An 18,462-nucleotide genomic window follows, 5' to 3' on the forward strand; every position below is an offset into this window, starting at 1 on the left:
GACAAATGGTTAGGTTAGAATAGAAAAAAGCGCTTTAACTGATAGCAATTAAAGCGCTTTTAACAAATCTTGCGAAAATAAATAATGATTATTTATCGGTTATTCGGCGAGTCATCCAATAGTGTTTTTTCCAATAATCTTCATTCAGATTTGAGTAGATAACCCCTTTGGATGTTGAAGCATGTAAGAATTTACCATTGTCATAATAGATACCGACATGTAAACCACTACGGCTTCGTCCTGTTTTAAAAAATACTAAATCCCCTGCTTTTGGTTGGGTAACTTTATAGCCCAATTTAGCCTGCTCCGCCGCGCTTCTTGGTAAGTTTTTAGAAAGTCGGTTTTTGAAAAAATTCATCACTAAACCGGAACAATCACTTCCTGCTAACGTTGTTCCACCATAGCGGTAAGGTGTTTTTTTCCACTTTTTGTAGTGTGACTCAATTTTAGCCAACATTTGTGGATCAGATTTAGAGTTTTTTGTCGACACTTGCCCTTGACTAGTGCTACAACCAAATAAAGTAAAAAGGCAAAAAAGTAATGCAGTGATTAAAAAACGCTTATTCAAATTAAAAGAGCTGCTCGGCAACACTCCTAATTGTTGATTGTCTCTTCTTATCATTTCTTTTTGTTCCCTTGTTTAAAGTCGACCACTGTGAATATCGTCTTGCTACCTTAAGAGATTTAGGTAACTGTCCTTTTTCCCATTCACTCTGGTCTAATTTAGACAACATAATCGGCGATAAATTCGCATGGCTTCGATGATTTAGGCTTTCTTTAAGTCGTATAAGACGTAAAGAAAGAAAACAAATAATCACATCATCGACGCTTAATTTACTATATCCAGAAAGCTGATAGCGCATTCTGGCACCATAATGTTTAGCTGTTTGCATCAAACTACCAACCGCTCCACCAATTAAAGCAGCAGAGCCAAAGGTAATACCACCTGTTGCCAAATCAATACTGGCGCCGATAGTAGCACCTGATACAAAACCTTTAGTCAAATGCATACCGACAGTTTTTAAAGCATCAACATTAAAAAGATCGGCTTTGTAACGACCTTTGATTAAAGGCAAATTCTCTTCACTCTCTTGCGATGAATCGAATTGATACAGCTTTAACAATTGGTTGATTGCTGTTTGCTCTCGTTGTCTAACCTTATTTTGCATATCGGTAATGGCTTGTTTATCATCAACTTTAGCCATTTCATAAAAAGCTGTCACATCAACTAAGGCTTCAGCAATAATCCGATTAGCGGTTTGATTACGAGATTGACGCATTTGAGCAATCTTAGCTAACCAATGGTTTAAAATCTCATTTGCTGGTTCAACCAAAAGTGCTAAACTTTGGTATAAACGCTCCTCACCATCGAGTGGTGGGAAAATAGCATCAAAGCGTATGATAGCATGAATCCCTATTCGAGATAGCAATCTTTTCCAATCCTTTTCATTTTGTTTTTCTTCGGCAGTAAAGTTAAGCACTGCTAAAATAGGTTTATCGCTATTGGCTAAAATTGCCAGCTCGTCATGATACTTGTCTAATATAGGCTCACGCACGTCTATCACGTAAATCGCTGCATCGCTATTTAACACTTGTCGAATCACTTTAGCTTCTTGATTAAAGAGATTTTCCGCCTCCGGGCTTTGTAAAAAAAACGTTAATTTGTCTACGCCGTCAAGCTTAGCATTAGCCGGTACTATCTGATTAATATATTCATAAAGTGCCAAACTATCTTCTAAACCGGGTGTATCATAAAAAATAATGGATTGATCGTGCGCTAAAGGTAATTTAATTGATTCTACATGTCGGGTTGTACCGGGTTTATCGGAAACATCGCCAAAATGACTGTTGCGACTTAATGCCCGTAATAGTGACGTTTTGCCAACGTTTGCATGCCCCACCACGGCTAATTTTAAAGTTGTCAGCATATTATCAATCCTCAGTTAACCAGACAGGTTCCGCCTGCATCAAAGAAAGTGACTGCCAATTATGATACTGCTTACCTTGATTAATAAACCAAATTCGACACTGCTGTGACTTATTCATCAATTGATTAATAAAGTTTAATAAACCTCTATCGGGCGATCGGTCAGTATCAATAGCTATTAACAATTTTTTAGCCGGTGATAACTGAAGGTAATCTAACATTTGCGTGCGACTATCACGGGTATTAAGAAAACCTGAAAAGTGTACATTTTCCGGCGGATGCCAATTGTCTTGAATATCTACTGCAACTAAAAATGCCCCATTGCCTTGTTCTATTTGCTTACTTGCCAAGCGCCATTGACTATGCCCTTTTTGGTCTTCATCCTCAATCTGCGTATCTAAAGGTTGCAGTTGATTGGCAAGGATTTGGTAATCGGGATCATCCATATCGAGCTCAATTTTACGGCTACTTATCAGCCAGTTAATACCACAAAAAACCATACACAAAAAGCGAACAGCTAACCCATAAACAATAAACACCCCTAACAGCCAAACAGCCCATGCGGAACGAATTTCACCGGCACTTAAAGCGTGTTCACTCATTTTAATCACATCAGCATTTGGAATATCAAATCCGAGTAATGACGGTAAGAAGCCTAAATAATGAGTTAAATGGATAATGGTATCCGAACTTAATAAGGTCGTTTTCCACTCAAAACTGTAATGCTGGGTTGAAAACAGTACCAAAAGCAGCAATAAAGCACTGGTTAAAATCACCGTCCAAAACAAGTTGAGAACAAAACCGATAAGCCAACGAATGCGAGCACCAAATAGCTTAACAAATGCGGGAATAAGCTGTTCAACGGTCTTTTTTTGATAAAGCTTTTTGGCTAACCATAACCAACAGTGAATTAATAAACTGCCACCAAAATTTGAAAGGAAAAAAAACGAGCAAAGCCAAATAAACAGAGTAATAAGGTGCACACCCAACAAACTAAATAGCGCCCAGTACAGATTGACAGGATTTTGACTTAATGCGCTAAAAGCAAGCGATGCGCCTAGAAAAACCGAAACAATTAATAACAAAAAAAAGGAAATTTTAGCCGAACGTAATAACCGTTTTACAATGGTATATAAGCCATTTTGCTTAGCTAACATTTCTGCTCGCATTACAATACGATCAATCGGCGAAGTTTGTAGCGATCTCACTTGACGATTAATATCTTGGTCAGCAAATCGCCCGGATTCGCTTTCAATTAAATGAATGGTTTCGGTCAGCCATAATGACTCAAGGTTATCTCGCATTATATTTGATCTTCACGTTTAATGAATCGATAAAAGAAACGCGACATAAGTCGCGTTCGAGAGTAAGTCACAACAACTATTGTGTTATTTCGCCAATTTTACTTAACAGAGTTTGAATACGTTGTTGCCACACTTGTTGATCTTGCTTAAGTTTTTCGTTTTCAGCGCGTAAGGTTTTAATCTCATCAGAACTATCATTGATCAGTTGCTCCAACTCTTGATTACCTTGCTTTAACGTCGCAATTTCATGTTGTAATGTATTGATAGTATTAACGGTATGTTGGACTTTACTTTCCAATTGATTCAATATTTCTAATGACATATTTTTCCTCAAACTCAATTTATTTGGTATATAATAGGTAGTATTATAACGAATTCATTCTGAAATCAACACCTTTTTAAAATATAAGTTGGAGAAAATTATGCGAAAACCACTCGTTATGGGTAACTGGAAACTCAATGGTAGTATCGAAATGGCTAAAAGCTTAGTAGAAGGACTAAGAAACGAGCTATCGACTGATGTCGATTGTGATGTTGCAATTGCCCCACCGGTTGTCTATTTAGACTTTGTTAAGCACCAATTAGGCGGTTCTAATATTATTTTAGGTGCGCAAGATGTCGGTATTCATCTTTCCGGCGCTTACACTGGTGAAGTATCTGCAACCATGTTAAAAGAAGTTGGCGTTACGCATGTGATTATTGGTCACTCTGAGCGTCGTACTTATCACAAAGAATCAGACGAATTTATCGCACAAAAATTTGGCGTGTTGAAAGAAGCCGGTTTAGTGCCTGTACTTTGTATCGGTGAAACTGAAGCAGAAAACGAAGCGGGTCAAACTCAAGCAGTTTGTGCACGTCAAATTGATGCAGTGATTAACGCATTAGGCGTTCAAGCTTTCAATGGTGCAGTTATTGCTTACGAACCGGTTTGGGCAATTGGTACAGGCAAATCAGCCACTCCTGCGCAAGCACAAGCTGTACATAAATTCATTCGTGATCATATTGCTAAACAAGATGCCAAAGTCGCTGAGCAAGTGATTATTCAATATGGTGGCTCAGTCAACGATAAAAATGCAGCAGAACTGTTTACTCAACCAGACATCGACGGTGCGTTAGTTGGTGGTGCATCATTAAAAGCCGATGCTTTTGCAGTGATTGTTAAGGCCGCTGAACAAGCTAAAAAGTAGTCAATAAAATTTTATCTGCAAATTTTTATCGATAAAACGATATTTAAAAAAAAAGACACTTAAATTGTGTCTTTTTTTATTTAAATCAAAAAAATTATTTTTTTCTTTTGTTTTCATATCTTGTTGGCCAAATTTTCTCAACTGGCACTTGTAAATAATCCGCAATAATCCGTTCATACTTAGGGCAATGGCGGTATAACGCATTTCTTAATGTATCGGCTTGTAAACCACTTGAACGTGATAAAGCTCTTAAATTTCCACCTCTAATTTTGATTTCACCAACGACTCTTGATGGTGACCAGTCTTGATCTTGTTCTCTCATTATGAGATCCTCTATTGGTTAATTTTTTTGCTATTGTAGAGATTATCGGTATTACAATATCAAATTGTTAATAAGTTACCAACAAAGAATAACACATAAAAAAACGAATTAAAACAATAAAAATAAAAAAAGCAACAGAAAACGGAATGAAAAACAATGGAAAACAAATTAAAAACACAAGACGAACAGGAAAAAACACGAGCTCTAACTAATACAGGAGTAATTAACTTTAAAAATAGATTAATGCTTGTTTTAGAAGGTTTATCCGGCAACGCTTTTGCTAAAAAAGTCGGCATGTCAGAAGCAGTAATAAGAGATTATTTATGCGGAAAAACATATCCCTCTTTAAATCGATTAGCAATCATTGCTGTGAAATGTGATGTTCCTATAGAATGGTTAGCCACCGGTAAAGGCGAATGTCGCTTAGTGCCAGAAAGTAAAGGTCGTAACTCAGTTCATATACCTCTGCACCACTTAAATGAAAGTAGTAGCGCTTTCTCACATATCGAATCAATCCCATTTGATATAAGCTTAATTAAGCGACAAGGATGTAATATAGAAGACCTTACCGCCGTTTGGGCGAAAGGCGATAGTATGGAGCCAACGATATCTAATCATGATATTTTGATTGTTAATCAAGCAAACTGTAAACCAATTGACGGTTATCTTTATGCGATACAGTATGAAGATCAGATTAGTATTAAACGAATTCAAAATCATGGTTCGAATTTAGTATTTATACATGATAATCCTAAATATCCAACGATTGTTGGTAATAAATATAAATCGAAAGAGTATGAAATTGTTGGTCATGTCGTGTACTTGTTAAAAGATTTAATTTAGTACAAAACGCATTAACACAAACCAACAATTTGATTGATAAAATACATGGCAATTGTTGGTTTGACTGATTTTCGTTTTTTTATGCGAACTCTGACGATTGAAATTTGGCTAAGATTGCGCTGATTTATCAAAGGTTTGAGTATAAAAATTTGACACTGGATAAACCACTGCCAGCATAACTTTATACTTTTTACCGTAATTATGATAAAATTTAGCAAAATTTTTTGCCTATTAATTTTGTTATTATGTCTAATATAAATTCTCGAAAAAAAGTCGTGGTCGGCATGTCTGGTGGCGTCGATTCATCGGTCTCAGCATATCTATTACAACAACAGGGATATGATGTTGTTGGATTATTTATGAAAAACTGGGAAGAAGACGACACAGAAGAATATTGCTCAGCAGCCGTTGATTTAGCCGATGCTCAAGCTGTTTGCGATAAATTGAACATAAAATTACACACTATCAACTTTGCTGCCGAGTATTGGGATAATGTGTTTGAACATTTTTTATCAGAATATAAAGCGGGTCGAACACCAAACCCCGACATTTTGTGTAACAAAGAGATTAAATTTAAAGCCTTTCTGGAATATGCGGCCGAAGATCTTGGCGCCGATTATATTGCAACCGGGCACTATGTTCGCAAACGGGAAAACGGTGATCAAGTTCAATTGTTACGAGGAATCGACAACAACAAAGATCAAAGTTATTTTTTATATACACTTAGTAAAGATCAAGTTCGTCAAAGTTTATTCCCGGTAGGAGAACTGGAAAAACCGCAAGTGCGAGAAATCGCTAAGCAGTTAGGATTAGCAACAGCAGCGAAAAAAGATTCTACCGGTATCTGTTTTATTGGTGAGCGAAAATTTAGTGACTTTTTAGCACGCTATTTACCGGCTCAATCAGGCGTTATTCGCACCGTTGACGGCGAAGTGATTGGTAAGCATCAAGGGCTTATGTATCACACCTTAGGACAACGAAAAGGGCTGGGTATCGGTGGGCTAAAACAAGCCGATGATACTCCATGGTATGTGGTCGATAAAGATATCGAAAATAACGAACTTATCGTTGCGCAAGGTCACAATCACCCTGCTCTATTTTCCGACGGCTTGATAGCTCAGCAATTACATTGGGTTGATCGACAAGTGGTTACCCAACCGTTTCGTTGCACCGTAAAAACACGTTACCGCCAGCAAGATATTGCTTGTCAAGTCACCCCATTAGGCGAAGACACCATAGAAGTGTTATTTGATCAACCAGTTGCAGCGGTCACACCCGGACAATCAGCGGTGTTTTATCAAGGAGAAGTCTGCCTTGGCGGTGGCATTATCGAGCAAAGAATAGTCAGTAGTAAGGAGTGTGAGTGTGAATAACAAGTATCATCATATCGCAATGGCTTTAGCCGGGGTTACCCAAAGTGCAATTTTAATTCCACAATTAGCTAATACAGGTATTTGTAGTAATGAACTTTATCAACGATCAATTAAAAGCATATTTAATACTTCGCCTTTAACCACCGATGATGTTTATGATGGTATAAAAAACATTCGAACAGGTTTACACACTCTGGTACAACTTTTGACGTCCGGACAAAAAGAGCAAGTAGAAATTATTCGTTATCTATTTGGCTCGTTGAGTGTAACCAATAAATTACTAAAAAATAGTGAAGCGCTAAATAAAATTGATCAGCGTTTAACACGCATTTCAGGGCTTTATCAAAACAATATGAACTTTGAAACCATTGAAAGCCACATTGATGATTTGTCTTACTCATTAGCCGGAATCTATTCAGACATTATCAGCCCTTTATCAACCAAGATAAAAGTAGTCGGTAAAGCTGAATTTTTACAAAATTCACTGGTTCAGGCTAAAGTAAGAACGTCACTGCTAGGCTGCGTGCGTTCTGCTATTTTATGGTATCAAGTTGGTGGCAGTCGTCTGCAAATTCTTTTTTGTCGAAAACGAATTTGTGTTGCGGCTCAGGAATTATTACAACAGATTAATCAAGACAATTAATTATCTAAATTTTATAAATCATATTTTAAAAATCGTAACGGAGTTAAACCGATGGAATTATCTGCACTTACTGCCCTTTCACCGATAGACGGGCGATATGGTGATAAAACAACCGAATTACGCACCATTTTTAGTGAATACGGATTATTAAAGTACCGTGTACAAGTCGAAGTTCGTTGGTTACAAATGTTAGCCTCACAAGCAGATATCGCCGAGGTTCCGGCCTTAAGTCAACTAGCCATGACGCATCTAAATCAAATTGTTGAACAGTTCAACTTACAAGATGCGCAGCGAATTAAAGAAATTGAAAAAACCACCAATCACGATGTAAAAGCCGTTGAGTATTTCTTAAAAGAAAAAGTCATGACCAATGAAGAGCTACATGCCATTAATGAGTTTATCCATTTTGCTTGTACCTCAGAAGATATTAATAACTTATCTTATGCATTGATGCTAAAAACAGCCAGAGAAACAGTATTAATCCCCTATTGGAAAAAACTGATTGATAGCATAACTGCACAAGCGAAAGCTTACCGTGATTTACCCCTACTATCACGCACTCACGGTCAACCGGCCACCCCGTCAACAATTGGCAAAGAGTTTGCCAATGTAGCGTACCGTTTGCAACGCCAACTAAAACAACTTGAATCAGTTGATATCCTGGGCAAAATAAACGGCGCAACCGGTAACTACAATGCGCACATGGTTGCTTATCCGCAAGTTAATTGGCATCAATTAAGTGAATCATTTGTCAACTCTTTAGGATTAAAGTGGAATCCTTACACCACCCAAATCGAACCGCATGATTATATCGCGGAGTTTTTTGATTGTGTTGCTCGCTTTAATACGATTTTAATTGACTTCGATCGGGATGTTTGGGGTTATATCTCACTCAACCATTTTAAACAAAAAACCGTAGCCGGCGAAATTGGCTCTTCTACCATGCCTCATAAAGTGAATCCGATTGATTTTGAAAACTCAGAAGGTAATTTAGGTATTGCTAATGCAATAATGAGCCATTTAGGAAGCAAATTACCGATCTCTCGTTGGCAACGAGATTTGACCGATTCAACCGTATTACGTAATTTAGGCGTGGGCATTGGCTATGCCATTATTGCTTATCAATCGACCTTAAAAGGCTTAAATAAGCTTGAAGTCAATCACGAATTTCTGCTTGAAGAGCTTAATCGTAACTGGGAAGTATTAGCTGAGCCGATTCAAACTGTTATGCGCCGTTATGGTATCGAAAAACCTTACGAAAAATTAAAAGAGCTCACTCGAGGTAAACGAGTTGATGCGCAAGGCATGCAACAATTTATCGAATCGTTAGATATACCGGAAGCAGAAAAAGCCCGTCTTAAGCAGTTAACACCGGCTAACTATATTGGTTATGCCGTTAATTTTGTTGATAACTTATCATAACCATTCCCGGGCGCTAGCGGGAAACAATATCGCCTGCTAGCGTCATCATGACCAATAAAAAAATAATCAAATTAGAAAATAGCAGGCTAATTTGTAAGAAATGACAATAACATTATCGATAAAATAGGGAAATCAATTGAAAATTCGTATTGCAACCCGTAAAAGCCCTTTAGCGCTATGGCAAGCCAATTTTGTTAAACAACAACTTGAAACATTTCACCCCTCTTTGGTTGTCGAATTGGTACCAATGGTCACTCAAGGTGATGTATTGTTAGAAAGCCCACTGTCAAAAATTGGCGGTAAAGGGCTATTTGTGAAACAACTTGAACAAGCCATTATGAATGGCCAAGCAGATATTGCCGTGCATTCAATCAAAGATATTCCGGCTGTTTTTCCGCAGGGTTTAACCCTATCGACTGTTTGTCAACGTGATGAGATGCGCGATGCTTTGATTTCTAACCAGTATCAACATCTTGATGAACTCCCTCATGGCGCAGTTGTCGGCACCTCTAGCTTACGTCGCCAATGTCAATTGCGGGCGAAATATCCGCATTTACAAATTAAAGATCTGCGAGGCAATGTCGGTACACGATTAACTAAATTGGACAATCAAGAGTATGATGCCATTATTTTAGCGGCAGTCGGGTTGAAACGGTTAGGATTGCAAAATCGAATCAAACAATATATTGATACCGATCTTATCTTACCGGCAGTTGGGCAAGGAGCAATTGGTATTGAGAGCCGAGCCGATGATAAAACGTTATCCGAACTGCTGGCGCCACTGGAGGATAAAAATAGCCGAATTTGTATTGAGGCAGAACGAGCCATGAATCTTGCACTTCAAGGTGGTTGCCAAGTGCCGATTGCCTGTTTGAGCCAACTAGAGAATGATAGTTTAACCCTCCGTGGTTTGGTAGGCCGAATAGACGGCAGCGAAATGATCAAAGCCGAAATTACCGGTGATTTCACTCAAGCTGAAGCATTAGGACGCCAATTAGCCGATAACTTATTAGCGCAAGGTGCTAAAGCAATATTAGCGGAATTAAATGGCGGATGATTTACATCACCAGACCTTCACCTGAAGGCGAGTTGTTAACAAGGCAACTTAACCAAGCCAATTTAGCGGCAAAACATCTGCCTTTTTTTGCTATTTCAGCCGGTCAAGATTTAGATAAATTACCGGCTCAACTTGCGCAATTAGACAGCTCAGCCATAGTAATTGTGGTATCACCGCAAGTTAGCCATATCCTTAAACAGCAAGCGGTGTCGATTAACTTTCCTAAGCAGATTAACTATTATGCTGTCGGCAAAAGATCGGCGACTTTATTTCGTCAATTAAGCCAAACAACTGTCCACTACCCGACTTGCGAAAACAGCGAAGGACTTTTAGCTTTACTTGAAAAACAACCATTAGCAGGTCGCAAAGCATTGATACTTTGTGGTAATGGCGGGCGGGAATTATTAGCCCAACAGCTATGCAAACACAACATGGACGTTACACGTTTAGCATGTTATCATCGACAAGTAATTCACTACCCGGCTACTATCTTAGCAACAGATATCAGCCAACAACTTATCGTCATTACCAGTATTGAACATTTGATGCAACTGGAAAGATATTGCCAAACAGCGCATAAAAATCACGCTCAATTAATTGTAAGCAGTGAGCGAATTTATCATCGAGCCAAACAACTAAAATGGCAAAAAGTTTTGCCTATTGACTGCGCAAATAATCAAATTTTGTTTAAAACAGTATTAACTCTATGCCATAATGTCATAAATGAAACTAAAAATGTTAAATGAGGTAAGTTATGCCATTGAGACATTACAGCGCTAATGCAACACTTTCCAATATTAGTACAACTTCATTTAACCAACCGCCCAAAATGTCTAACAACAACAAAGCGAAACCGACTATGAAAGAGAATAAAAAAAATCCAGTAGATGATACGCAACCCAATGCTAAAATGGAACAAACCACTTCAGCATCAGCGCAAAGCAATAAAGCTAAAGTGCCTGTATCAAAACTCTCTTTAGTAGCTATTGCGTTAACTGTCTGCCTTGCCGGTGCCATGGGTTATTACGGATATGATCAGTTAAAAGAACAGAAAAAAACGATTTCAGCACTTAAAGCCCAATTAGCTAACTATAAACAAAACACCAAAGAGAGTATTTTAAATGATTTGCAAAATACCCTCACCACAGCACAAAATACTCAGAATCAAAAAATAACCTCACTTGAACAGCGTGTTGATCGTAAACTCAACGAACAACAACAAACGCAACAATTATTGGTTAATCAAGTTAACGACTCAACCAAGTTATACGAACAAAGCTTTCATAATCTCAATGAACGATTAGCGGCAATGTCCACAACCGATCATCATGTTTGGCTGATTTCTCAAGCTAACTACCTAGTCCATTTAGCCGGTAGAAAGATATGGAATGATCAAGATTACACTTCCGCCCGATTACTGCTAAAAAGTGCCGATGAAAGCTTAGCACAAATTGACGATTCCAATTTATTGCCTGCCCGACAAGCGATCACTAATGATATAAATGCCCTCTCTCACATCAGCTTTATTGATACTGACGGCATTATTTTAAATCTCCTGAGTTTATCTGAGTCAATTACTGACCTGCCGTTAGTGGGTAACAATACGCAGGATGATAAAGGCAAAACAGAGTCAACTCAAGAGCCGCAACAATCTGCTACTGGTGAAAATATGACAGAATTACAATCAGTTACCCAATCAGCGGATCAAACAAGCGAAGATAACCAAGTAAGCTCATCTGTGAAAGATTGGTCGAACAATTTAACCAGTAATGCCGAATCATTTATGAGTAAATTTATAACAATTGAAAAAATAGATTCAACCGAGAATAATTTTGCTACTTGTTTAGATAAAGCCGACGGCGATGAAAAAAAGATTGTAAAATGCCAAATCTTACAAACACCGTTAACATTAGATCAGTCGCTTAATCTGCGTGAGAATATTCGTTTCCGATTATTAATTGCTGCCCAAGCAGTGCCAAGACATCAAGATGTTATTTATCAGCGAGCATTAAGTGACACTGCGACCTGGGTCAATGCCTACTTTGACAGCAATGCATCAAGTGTTAAGGCCTTCACAGATAGCTTAACAAAATTACAACATCAATCGATAAGTAATCAAGATGTTCCTAATCAACTGACCAGTATCAGCGAGCTGGAAAAATTAATGCAAACTCGTGTACGTGCGATGCTGAGCAAATAGGAGAATAATAATGATAAAAATATTGATTATTTTCTTAGTATTAGTCGGCGGATTTTTCCTCGGACCACTATTACAGGGACATCAAGGCTCTGCCATATTTGAAGTGGCGGGATACAAAATCAGCATGTCTTTTAATACATTTGTGATACTCATATTATTTACCCTGCTGATTCTCTATTTATTAAATTATCTTTTTAGAAAGATCCTCAATTCAAAAACCGCATTAGGTAATTGGTTACGTTTTAAATCGCCTAAAAAATCAAGAAAGAAATTAGAACAAGCGCAGATTGCCTTACTTGAAGGGGATTATCAACAAGCCGCTAAACTCTTTACCAAAAGTGCCAAAGGCGCCAATAATAGTGCACTGTCTTATCTACTTGCAGCGCAAGCACAAATTGACAGCAATCAAATCATTTCCGCCAATCAGTTGTTAGAAAAAGCCGCCAAAGTAGTTGATGATAAAGAGTTATTTGCTTTCCAATTAGTGCAAGTTAGACTACAACTTAAAAATCATGAATATGGTTCAGCCAGAGTCTTAATCGATAAACTGTTAAATGAAAAACCACGTAACAACGAAGTGTTAAGATTGGCCGATCAGCTCTATTACTCAGTTGGTGATTATCAAGCCATAATCGACTTACTACCGACTATGTATAAAACCAACGCCTATAGTGACTCTCACTTAGACCAGCTAAAACAAGCCGCTTACATTGGCCGCATTAAACAGTTGTCTAAAAATAGTGATCCACTTGCGTTAATCAAATGGTGGAAGTCGCAACCAAAAGCAATCTTGAATAATGTGGCTTATCAAAAAGCGATGTCTTTCTATCTTAACGAATTAGGTCAAACAGCCGAATCAGCTAAGATGCTAAAATCGATTGAAAAGCTTGAATATAAAGAAAGAACATAAACACAAATCAGATAAACAGGGCAATAGCCCTGTTTTTTTATCTTCAATAAACGTTTAAACCATAAAATAACGAATCAGTGCCATAGCCACCACACCGCAAACCACAATGCACATTAAATTTTTAGTCACAATCGCCACAATAACTGTGGGAATTGTTGCTAAGCAGTATTCAATATTTAGATCAGGAAATTGCCCTTGTTTTGCAACAAACAGATTTTGCACAAACAGTGCCGTTAAAATACATAAAGGAACGTAGGATAAAAACCGAATAACAATATCCGGTAATTGTAATTTGCGCACCAACATAAACGGAATCACCCTCGGTAGCCAAGTAACAATGCCGCATCCTAAAATAATAAGTAAACTATAAATTGTCATGCGTTACGCTCCATTGCTATTCCCATAAAACATCCAGCAAAAGTACTGATTAAAATCGCCATTTCTGGTGACACAAAACGCATCAATAAAACTAACATAACCGCAACGGTTAACATGACAATCAACCGATTTTTGAGGCTTTTAGTTTTATCACTGATCAACTGTAAATAGAGTAAACCAATAAACATAGCGACCAGCGCATAATCTAAACCAAATTGCATCGGATTTGGCAACCATTCACCAATTAACGCGCCAATCAGACAAGACAAAATCCAGGCAATATAAGCAGTAAGATTAAGCCCATGCATCCACGAGGCATTTATCGGCTCTTTATTACTTAATGCATTCATCGCCACTGCAAAACTCTCATCGGTCAATAACGTGCCGATTCCGATATTATTCAGTAATGAATATTGACGAAAAGCAGGCGCCGTTGCCATGCTCATTAAAAAGTGGCGAGAATTAACTAAAAAAACAGTAAAAATAATGGCAGTAATTGGCGTTGCGACCAGCATTAATCCGGCAATAATAAATTGTGCCGCGCCAGCATAAACAATTACCGCCAGTAACGTCACTTCCAGTACCGATAAATGGGATGATTTGCCGACCACACCGGCAGCAATACCAATCCCAATATAGCCTAATAGCGTTGGAATACAGGCATAAACGCCATCTTTAAATGACAATGACATAATTCTCCCTCAAATATAACATTGTTATTGTAATTGATTGTTCTTGTGATTATTGTTTTTATAATTACAGGTTTTGTAATTATTGATTTTCCATTTTGTGATTTAAACCGGGTCACTTTTTGTCAAGAAGTTTCAGAAATACCCTACGTTAAAGTAAAATTTCAGTCACCTATCAATACGATAAACAGCGATGCTTAACTATAATATGACACAATCTATGATTAAACTTTGCTATAATAGCGTTTAATCTGTCTCAATGACAATCTAAATAACTGATTATCAAAATTAAAAGTGGCAAACACCTATGTATATTGGAACCCTATTTATAATCTCTGCGCCAAGTGGTGCAGGTAAATCGAGTTTAATTCGTGCTTATTTAGCGCAAAAAAATCACTATCCGGCCAAAGTCTCTATTTCACACACCACCCGTGATCCTAGGCCTGGTGAAACGCATGGTGAACATTACTATTTTGTCGATCCTAAACATTTTCAGTCACTGATTAACGAAAATGCTTTTGTCGAATATGCCAAGGTATTTGATCACTATTACGGTACATCTAAAGCGGAAATAGAACAAAGTTTACTACAAGGCGTTAACGTTTTTTTAGATATCGATTGGCAAGGCGCTCAACAAGTCAGAGAGCAGCTACCCCAAGCAAAAAGTATCTTTATTTTGCCCCCTTCACTTAAAGAGCTTAAAAATCGCTTAATCAAACGGGGACAAGACGACGCCAGTGTCATCGATAAAAGAATGGCAAAAGCCCAAGCTGAGATATCTCACTATAATGAATATGATTATGTCATTATCAATGATGATTTTGATGTATCACTGCAAGCATTAAATGCCATTATTACAGCATCCAGCTTAGAACAATCAAAGCAAGCTATCGTTCATAAAACATTGTTATCTGACCTGTTAGCTGAGCAAAAATAAGTAACTACTAGTCAGTCTCGTGCCGATTGCACTGCTTACACATTGTTAGATCAAATAAAAAGGGAATATCGCCGAACTTCGGCGATATCTCATCAGATAGGATTTTAGTGACCAAGCGCTTTATCGGCCTGATCATTTTGGATTAACTCTAATTTGTAACCGTCTGGGTCTTCAACAAAAGCGATAATGGTACTGCCACCTTTGACTGGTCCCGCTTCACGGGTTACCTTACCGCCGGCTTGCTTAACCTCTTCACACATTTTTGCCACATCATCAACGCCAATTGCGATATGCCCAAAAGCAGTACCGTGGTCATATTTGTCTGTTCCCCAGTTATAGGTTAATTCAATCACCGAACTAGTTGATTCATCACCATAACCTAAAAAAGCTAACGAGTATTGATATTGGGTATTTTCGCTCGTTCTTAACACCCGCATTCCCATTACACGAGTATAAAAATCAATTGAACGTTGTAAATCCCCTACTCGAATCATTGTATGTAATATACGCATTGCTTAATGTTCCTTTTTTGCTAATTTTACATTTTTTATTGAGTTTATACTCAAGCTTATAGGCAGGCAAATTTTTTTCAGAAAATTGCCTTTAAATTAAGCCTAACTGAGTGAATATTGAAGGTGTTTCAATGCCAGAGTAAAACGGCTTATGCAGCTGTAAAGAGGGATTATCTTATTTATCTTATTTGATCGCTTTTCTAAACAGCTTATGCAGCTTTAAAGGATGGTTCAATGGGTTATCTACTTGATGCAGATTTCTAAACAGCTTATGCAGCCGTGAAGATATTCATACGGAGATTATACAGTTTACTTCGTTTCTAAACGGCTTATGCAGCCGTGAAGTAGAATCTCACATACTATAAACACCGTTTATAAAAACACAAAGGGCAATTTTAGGTTTAAAAACCCTTTTTTTTAACGCTTTTGCAATATATTGATTTTTAATGGCTTTATTTTTAGCTAAAAAAAGGGTTCATAAAGTTTGTATTTTGAACTCCACTACTATTTTTAAACGACTTACTATTACTTTTCGCAAAAACAAACAAATGCACCAAACCGCACCTTCACAAAGCGCCGACAACTGAGCGAGGTTAGCACGCCAAACAAGGATGTTTGGCGAGGCGCTGCTTTGTACGGAACAAATCAGCGCCGGTGCGTTAAGACCGAACGAAGGCGGAGGGCAGTCGAAGACCGCTTTGGGTGGTGCTGCGAGGGGGTTATTAGGGGGATTTCGCACTAAATCCCCCTAATTCGGACGCAGACATCGAAATGAAAATATCGACTAATTACCAGCGTCCGAAAACTACGGACTAAAAACCCGCAACTTTTAGAAAAATAAAAACCTTGTCAAAAACTTTCAGAAAATATAGATGTTTAAGCAAAAACACAAACCACTGACAAGAACTTCCAGAAAACACCCACGTTTAAGTATAAAAACAAAAGTTTTAGATATTTCAAAAATATCCTAAACCCCTTATGCAGCCATAAAAGGCTCTATCTTACGACAGATACATACGATTTTTTTCTAAGCGGCTTATGCAGCCGTGAAGAATTGAAAAGCAATGTCTTGCAATACTGAAACTTTCTAAACGGCTTATGCAGCCGTGAATGTCTGGTTACGTAGCTCGTGATCTTCCGTCGATTTCTAAACGGCTTATGCAGCCGTGAAGCAGGCAATTATTGAATATGTATAGCAGTTCGTTTTCTAAACGGCTTATGCAGCCGTGAAGATCAGAAAAATAAAAGCGATCTGGGTTGTAATTTTCTAAACGGCTTATGCAGCCGTGAAGATTTTTAGCAACGCTTTCGATCCATTCGCGGTTTTCTAAACGGCTTATGCAGCCGTGAAGCCCACCAGCCGCGCTTATCTGTGCCACCGTCGTTTCTAAACGGCTTATGCAGCCGTGAAGATCTTTCAAATCCTCCTCGGTCGTATTAATTATTTCTAAACGGCTTATGCAGCCGTGAAGGACTCTACATTGAAGAATGCATCATCCAGCATTTTCTAAACGGCTTATGCAGCCGTGAAGTAGAATCCCACATACTATAAACACCGTTTATAAAAACATAAAGGACAATTTTAGGTTTAAAAACCCTTTTTTCTAATGCTTTTGCAATATATTGATTTTTAATGGTTTTATTTTTAGCTAAAAAAAAGGGTTTAAAAAGTTTGTATTTTAAACTCCACTACTATTTCTAAACGACTTACCATTACCTTTCGCAAAAACAAACAAGTGCACCAGATCGCACCTTCACAAAGCGCCGACAACTAAGAGAGGTTAGCACGCCAAACAAGGATGTTTGGCGAGGCGCTGCTTTGTCCGGAACAAATCAGCGCCGGTGCGTTAAGACAGAACGAAGGCGGAGGGCAGTCGAAGACCGCTTTGGGTGGTGCTGCGAGAGGGTTATTAGGGGGATTTCGCACCAAATCCCCCTAATTCGGACGCTGACAGCAAAATGAAAATATCAACCAATTAACAGCGTCCGAAACCTACGGATTAAAAACCTGCAACTCTCAATTAAAGTATAAAACCTTGTAAAGAAGTTTCAGAAAATATAGGTGTTTAAGCAAAAACACAAAGCATTGATAAGAACTTTCAGAAAACACCGATGTTTTCGTATAAAAACAAAAAGTTTTAGATATTTCAAAAATATCCTAAACCCCTTATGCAGCCATAAAAGGCTCTATCTTACGACAGATACATACGATTTTTTTCTAAGCGGCTTATGCAGCCGTGAAGGGCAGTATCAGCAATATTGATAATGTTGCTAATTTCTAAACGGCTTATGCAGCCGTGAAGGAACGGTTTTACAGTATTACGGGCATGAAATTTTTCTAAACGGCTTATGCAGCCGTGAAGAGTCATTATCAGCAATACCGATGACGTCGCCATTTCTAAACGGCTTATGCAGCCGTGAAGCGTTCGAGCTAGTGCGCCTGTTAGAACTGGTCTTTCTAAACGGCTTATGCAGCCGTGAAGTAGAATCTCACATACTATAAACACCGTTTATAAAAACACAAAGAGCAATTTTAGGTTTAAAAACCCTTTTTTCTAACGCTTTCGCAATATATTGATTTTTAATGGTTTTATTTTTAGCTAAAAAAAAGGGTTTAAAAAGTTAGTATTTTAAACTCCACTACTTTTTTAAACGGCTTACTATTACCTTTCACAAAAACAAACAAATGCACCAACCCGCACCTTCACAAAGCGCCGACAACTGAGTGAGGTTAGCACGCCAAACAGGGATGTTTGGC

Annotated in this window: 20 protein-coding genes and 2 CRISPR repeat arrays; of the genes, 12 read left to right on the forward strand and 8 right to left on the reverse strand. The window is 38.0% G+C overall.

Annotated elements, in window-relative coordinates:
• Positions 1 to 88: 88 nt before the first annotated feature.
• From J3U74_RS11870 to zapB, 4 genes are all read right to left on the reverse strand, one after another.
• The gene (locus J3U74_RS11870) at positions 89 to 568 is read right to left on the reverse strand and encodes a C40 family peptidase (RefSeq protein WP_220217544.1); all 480 of its coding nucleotides are present in this window, start codon (positions 566 to 568) and stop codon (positions 89 to 91) included.
• A gap of 1 nt (position 569) precedes the next feature.
• A complete protein-coding gene (locus J3U74_RS11875; protein ID WP_267329071.1) occupies positions 570 to 1,928 on the reverse strand; it encodes a DUF3482 domain-containing protein in 1,359 nt (452 codons plus the stop codon).
• A gap of 4 nt (positions 1,929 to 1,932) precedes the next feature.
• Entirely contained in the window at positions 1,933 to 3,231 is a 1,299-nt protein-coding gene (locus J3U74_RS11880; protein WP_267329070.1) for a DUF2868 domain-containing protein, read from the reverse strand.
• Positions 3,232 to 3,307: 76 nt separating this feature from the next.
• Positions 3,308 to 3,553 (reverse strand): cell division protein ZapB, encoded by a 246-nt coding sequence (zapB, locus tag J3U74_RS11885; protein ID WP_220217547.1) that lies wholly within the window; start codon positions 3,551 to 3,553, stop codon positions 3,308 to 3,310.
• 100 nt (positions 3,554 to 3,653) lie between these two features.
• Between zapB and tpiA the strand changes: the two genes are divergently transcribed.
• The gene (tpiA, locus tag J3U74_RS11890; protein ID WP_267329069.1) at positions 3,654 to 4,418 is read left to right on the forward strand and encodes a triose-phosphate isomerase; all 765 of its coding nucleotides are present in this window, start codon (positions 3,654 to 3,656) and stop codon (positions 4,416 to 4,418) included.
• A gap of 94 nt (positions 4,419 to 4,512) precedes the next feature.
• Here the strand turns inward: tpiA and J3U74_RS11895 are convergent, their stop codons facing one another.
• A complete protein-coding gene (locus J3U74_RS11895) occupies positions 4,513 to 4,740 on the reverse strand; it encodes a helix-turn-helix domain-containing protein (protein ID WP_220217549.1) in 228 nt (75 codons plus the stop codon).
• Positions 4,741 to 4,896: 156 nt separating this feature from the next.
• Between J3U74_RS11895 and J3U74_RS11900 the strand changes: the two genes are divergently transcribed.
• The 8 genes from J3U74_RS11900 to J3U74_RS11935 all read left to right on the forward strand — a co-directional run bounded on the left by J3U74_RS11900 (position 4,897) and on the right by J3U74_RS11935 (position 13,188).
• Positions 4,897 to 5,583, forward strand: a complete 687-nt coding sequence (locus J3U74_RS11900) for a LexA family transcriptional regulator (protein WP_220217550.1) — start codon at positions 4,897 to 4,899, stop codon at positions 5,581 to 5,583.
• A 245-nt stretch (positions 5,584 to 5,828) separates the two neighbouring features.
• On the forward strand, positions 5,829 to 6,956 hold the full coding sequence (gene mnmA / locus J3U74_RS11905; protein ID WP_267329068.1) for a tRNA 2-thiouridine(34) synthase MnmA: 1,128 nt from the start codon (positions 5,829 to 5,831) through the stop codon (positions 6,954 to 6,956).
• A complete protein-coding gene (gene hflD / locus J3U74_RS11910; RefSeq protein ID WP_267329067.1) occupies positions 6,949 to 7,599 on the forward strand; it encodes a high frequency lysogenization protein HflD in 651 nt (216 codons plus the stop codon). Before mnmA ends, hflD begins: the two co-directional genes overlap by 8 nt.
• 51 nt (positions 7,600 to 7,650) lie before the next feature.
• A complete protein-coding gene (purB, locus tag J3U74_RS11915) occupies positions 7,651 to 9,021 on the forward strand; it encodes an adenylosuccinate lyase (protein ID WP_220217553.1) in 1,371 nt (456 codons plus the stop codon).
• Positions 9,022 to 9,157: 136 nt separating this feature from the next.
• Complete coding sequence (hemC, locus tag J3U74_RS11920) at positions 9,158 to 10,078, forward strand: hydroxymethylbilane synthase (protein WP_267329066.1); 921 nt, start codon at positions 9,158 to 9,160, stop codon at positions 10,076 to 10,078.
• On the forward strand, positions 10,075 to 10,824 hold the full coding sequence (locus J3U74_RS11925) for a uroporphyrinogen-III synthase (RefSeq protein ID WP_267329065.1): 750 nt from the start codon (positions 10,075 to 10,077) through the stop codon (positions 10,822 to 10,824). Before hemC ends, J3U74_RS11925 begins: the two co-directional genes overlap by 4 nt.
• 8 nt (positions 10,825 to 10,832) lie before the next feature.
• On the forward strand, positions 10,833 to 12,278 hold the full coding sequence (locus J3U74_RS11930; protein WP_267329064.1) for a uroporphyrinogen-III C-methyltransferase: 1,446 nt from the start codon (positions 10,833 to 10,835) through the stop codon (positions 12,276 to 12,278).
• 10 nt (positions 12,279 to 12,288) lie between these two features.
• Complete coding sequence (locus J3U74_RS11935) at positions 12,289 to 13,188, forward strand: heme biosynthesis HemY N-terminal domain-containing protein (RefSeq protein WP_267329063.1); 900 nt, start codon at positions 12,289 to 12,291, stop codon at positions 13,186 to 13,188.
• 54 nt (positions 13,189 to 13,242) lie between these two features.
• Here J3U74_RS11935 and J3U74_RS11940 read toward each other — a convergent pair whose 3' ends face one another.
• Together J3U74_RS11940 and J3U74_RS11945 are read right to left on the reverse strand one after the other, a co-directional pair.
• Entirely contained in the window at positions 13,243 to 13,566 is a 324-nt protein-coding gene (locus tag J3U74_RS11940; protein WP_220217558.1) for an AzlD domain-containing protein, read from the reverse strand.
• Positions 13,563 to 14,258, reverse strand: coding sequence for an AzlC family ABC transporter permease (locus J3U74_RS11945; protein WP_220217559.1), 696 nt, complete (start codon positions 14,256 to 14,258; stop codon positions 13,563 to 13,565). Before J3U74_RS11945 ends, J3U74_RS11940 begins: the two co-directional genes overlap by 4 nt.
• Positions 14,259 to 14,562: 304 nt before the next feature.
• Here J3U74_RS11945 and gmk point away from each other — a divergent pair, with 304 nt between their 5' ends.
• The gene (gmk, locus tag J3U74_RS11950; protein ID WP_220217560.1) at positions 14,563 to 15,192 is read left to right on the forward strand and encodes a guanylate kinase; all 630 of its coding nucleotides are present in this window, start codon (positions 14,563 to 14,565) and stop codon (positions 15,190 to 15,192) included.
• A 104-nt stretch (positions 15,193 to 15,296) separates the two neighbouring features.
• Here the strand turns inward: gmk and gloA are convergent, their stop codons facing one another.
• Positions 15,297 to 15,704, reverse strand: a complete 408-nt coding sequence (gloA, locus tag J3U74_RS11955; protein ID WP_255556104.1) for a lactoylglutathione lyase — start codon at positions 15,702 to 15,704, stop codon at positions 15,297 to 15,299.
• A gap of 611 nt (positions 15,705 to 16,315) precedes the next feature.
• Between gloA and J3U74_RS11960 the strand changes: the two genes are divergently transcribed.
• Together J3U74_RS11960 and J3U74_RS11965 are read left to right on the forward strand one after the other, a co-directional pair.
• Complete coding sequence (locus tag J3U74_RS11960; RefSeq protein ID WP_267346923.1) at positions 16,316 to 16,456, forward strand: hypothetical protein; 141 nt, start codon at positions 16,316 to 16,318, stop codon at positions 16,454 to 16,456.
• Positions 16,457 to 16,728: 272 nt separating this feature from the next.
• Positions 16,729 to 17,237: a CRISPR direct-repeat array (repeat unit 28 nt; unit sequence TTTCTAAACGGCTTATGCAGCCGTGAAG).
• 266 nt (positions 17,238 to 17,503) lie between these two features.
• Positions 17,504 to 17,644, forward strand: coding sequence for a hypothetical protein (locus J3U74_RS11965; protein ID WP_267346925.1), 141 nt, complete (start codon positions 17,504 to 17,506; stop codon positions 17,642 to 17,644).
• A 275-nt stretch (positions 17,645 to 17,919) separates the two neighbouring features.
• Positions 17,920 to 18,187: a CRISPR direct-repeat array (repeat unit 28 nt; unit sequence TTTCTAAACGGCTTATGCAGCCGTGAAG).
• The last annotated feature ends 275 nt before the right edge of the window (positions 18,188 to 18,462 follow it).

It is taken from the genome of Gilliamella sp. B3892 (genome assembly GCF_026536305.1).
Classification (GTDB): domain Bacteria; phylum Pseudomonadota; class Gammaproteobacteria; order Enterobacterales; family Orbaceae; genus Gilliamella.

Coding starts and splice junctions, on each gene's coding strand:
- J3U74_RS11875 (WP_267329071.1), bottom strand. CDS start 1,928: ATGCTGACAACTTTAAAATTAGCCGTGGTGGGGCATGCAAACGTTGGC.
- J3U74_RS11880 (WP_267329070.1), bottom strand. CDS start 3,231: ATGCGAGATAACCTTGAGTCATTATGGCTGACCGAAACCATTCATTTA.
- zapB (WP_220217547.1), bottom strand. CDS start 3,553: ATGTCATTAGAAATATTGAATCAATTGGAAAGTAAAGTCCAACATACC.
- tpiA (WP_267329069.1), top strand. CDS start 3,654: ATGCGAAAACCACTCGTTATGGGTAACTGGAAACTCAATGGTAGTATC.
- J3U74_RS11895 (WP_220217549.1), bottom strand. CDS start 4,740: ATGAGAGAACAAGATCAAGACTGGTCACCATCAAGAGTCGTTGGTGAA.
- J3U74_RS11900 (WP_220217550.1), top strand. CDS start 4,897: ATGGAAAACAAATTAAAAACACAAGACGAACAGGAAAAAACACGAGCT.
- mnmA (WP_267329068.1), top strand. CDS start 5,829: ATGTCTAATATAAATTCTCGAAAAAAAGTCGTGGTCGGCATGTCTGGT.
- purB (WP_220217553.1), top strand. CDS start 7,651: ATGGAATTATCTGCACTTACTGCCCTTTCACCGATAGACGGGCGATAT.
- J3U74_RS11925 (WP_267329065.1), top strand. CDS start 10,075: ATGATTTACATCACCAGACCTTCACCTGAAGGCGAGTTGTTAACAAGG.
- J3U74_RS11930 (WP_267329064.1), top strand. CDS start 10,833: ATGCCATTGAGACATTACAGCGCTAATGCAACACTTTCCAATATTAGT.
- J3U74_RS11935 (WP_267329063.1), top strand. CDS start 12,289: ATGATAAAAATATTGATTATTTTCTTAGTATTAGTCGGCGGATTTTTC.
- J3U74_RS11940 (WP_220217558.1), bottom strand. CDS start 13,566: ATGACAATTTATAGTTTACTTATTATTTTAGGATGCGGCATTGTTACT.
- J3U74_RS11945 (WP_220217559.1), bottom strand. CDS start 14,258: ATGTCATTGTCATTTAAAGATGGCGTTTATGCCTGTATTCCAACGCTA.
- gmk (WP_220217560.1), top strand. CDS start 14,563: ATGTATATTGGAACCCTATTTATAATCTCTGCGCCAAGTGGTGCAGGT.
- gloA (WP_255556104.1), bottom strand. CDS start 15,704: ATGCGTATATTACATACAATGATTCGAGTAGGGGATTTACAACGTTCA.
- J3U74_RS11960 (WP_267346923.1), top strand. CDS start 16,316: ATGTTTGGCGAGGCGCTGCTTTGTACGGAACAAATCAGCGCCGGTGCG.
- J3U74_RS11965 (WP_267346925.1), top strand. CDS start 17,504: ATGTTTGGCGAGGCGCTGCTTTGTCCGGAACAAATCAGCGCCGGTGCG.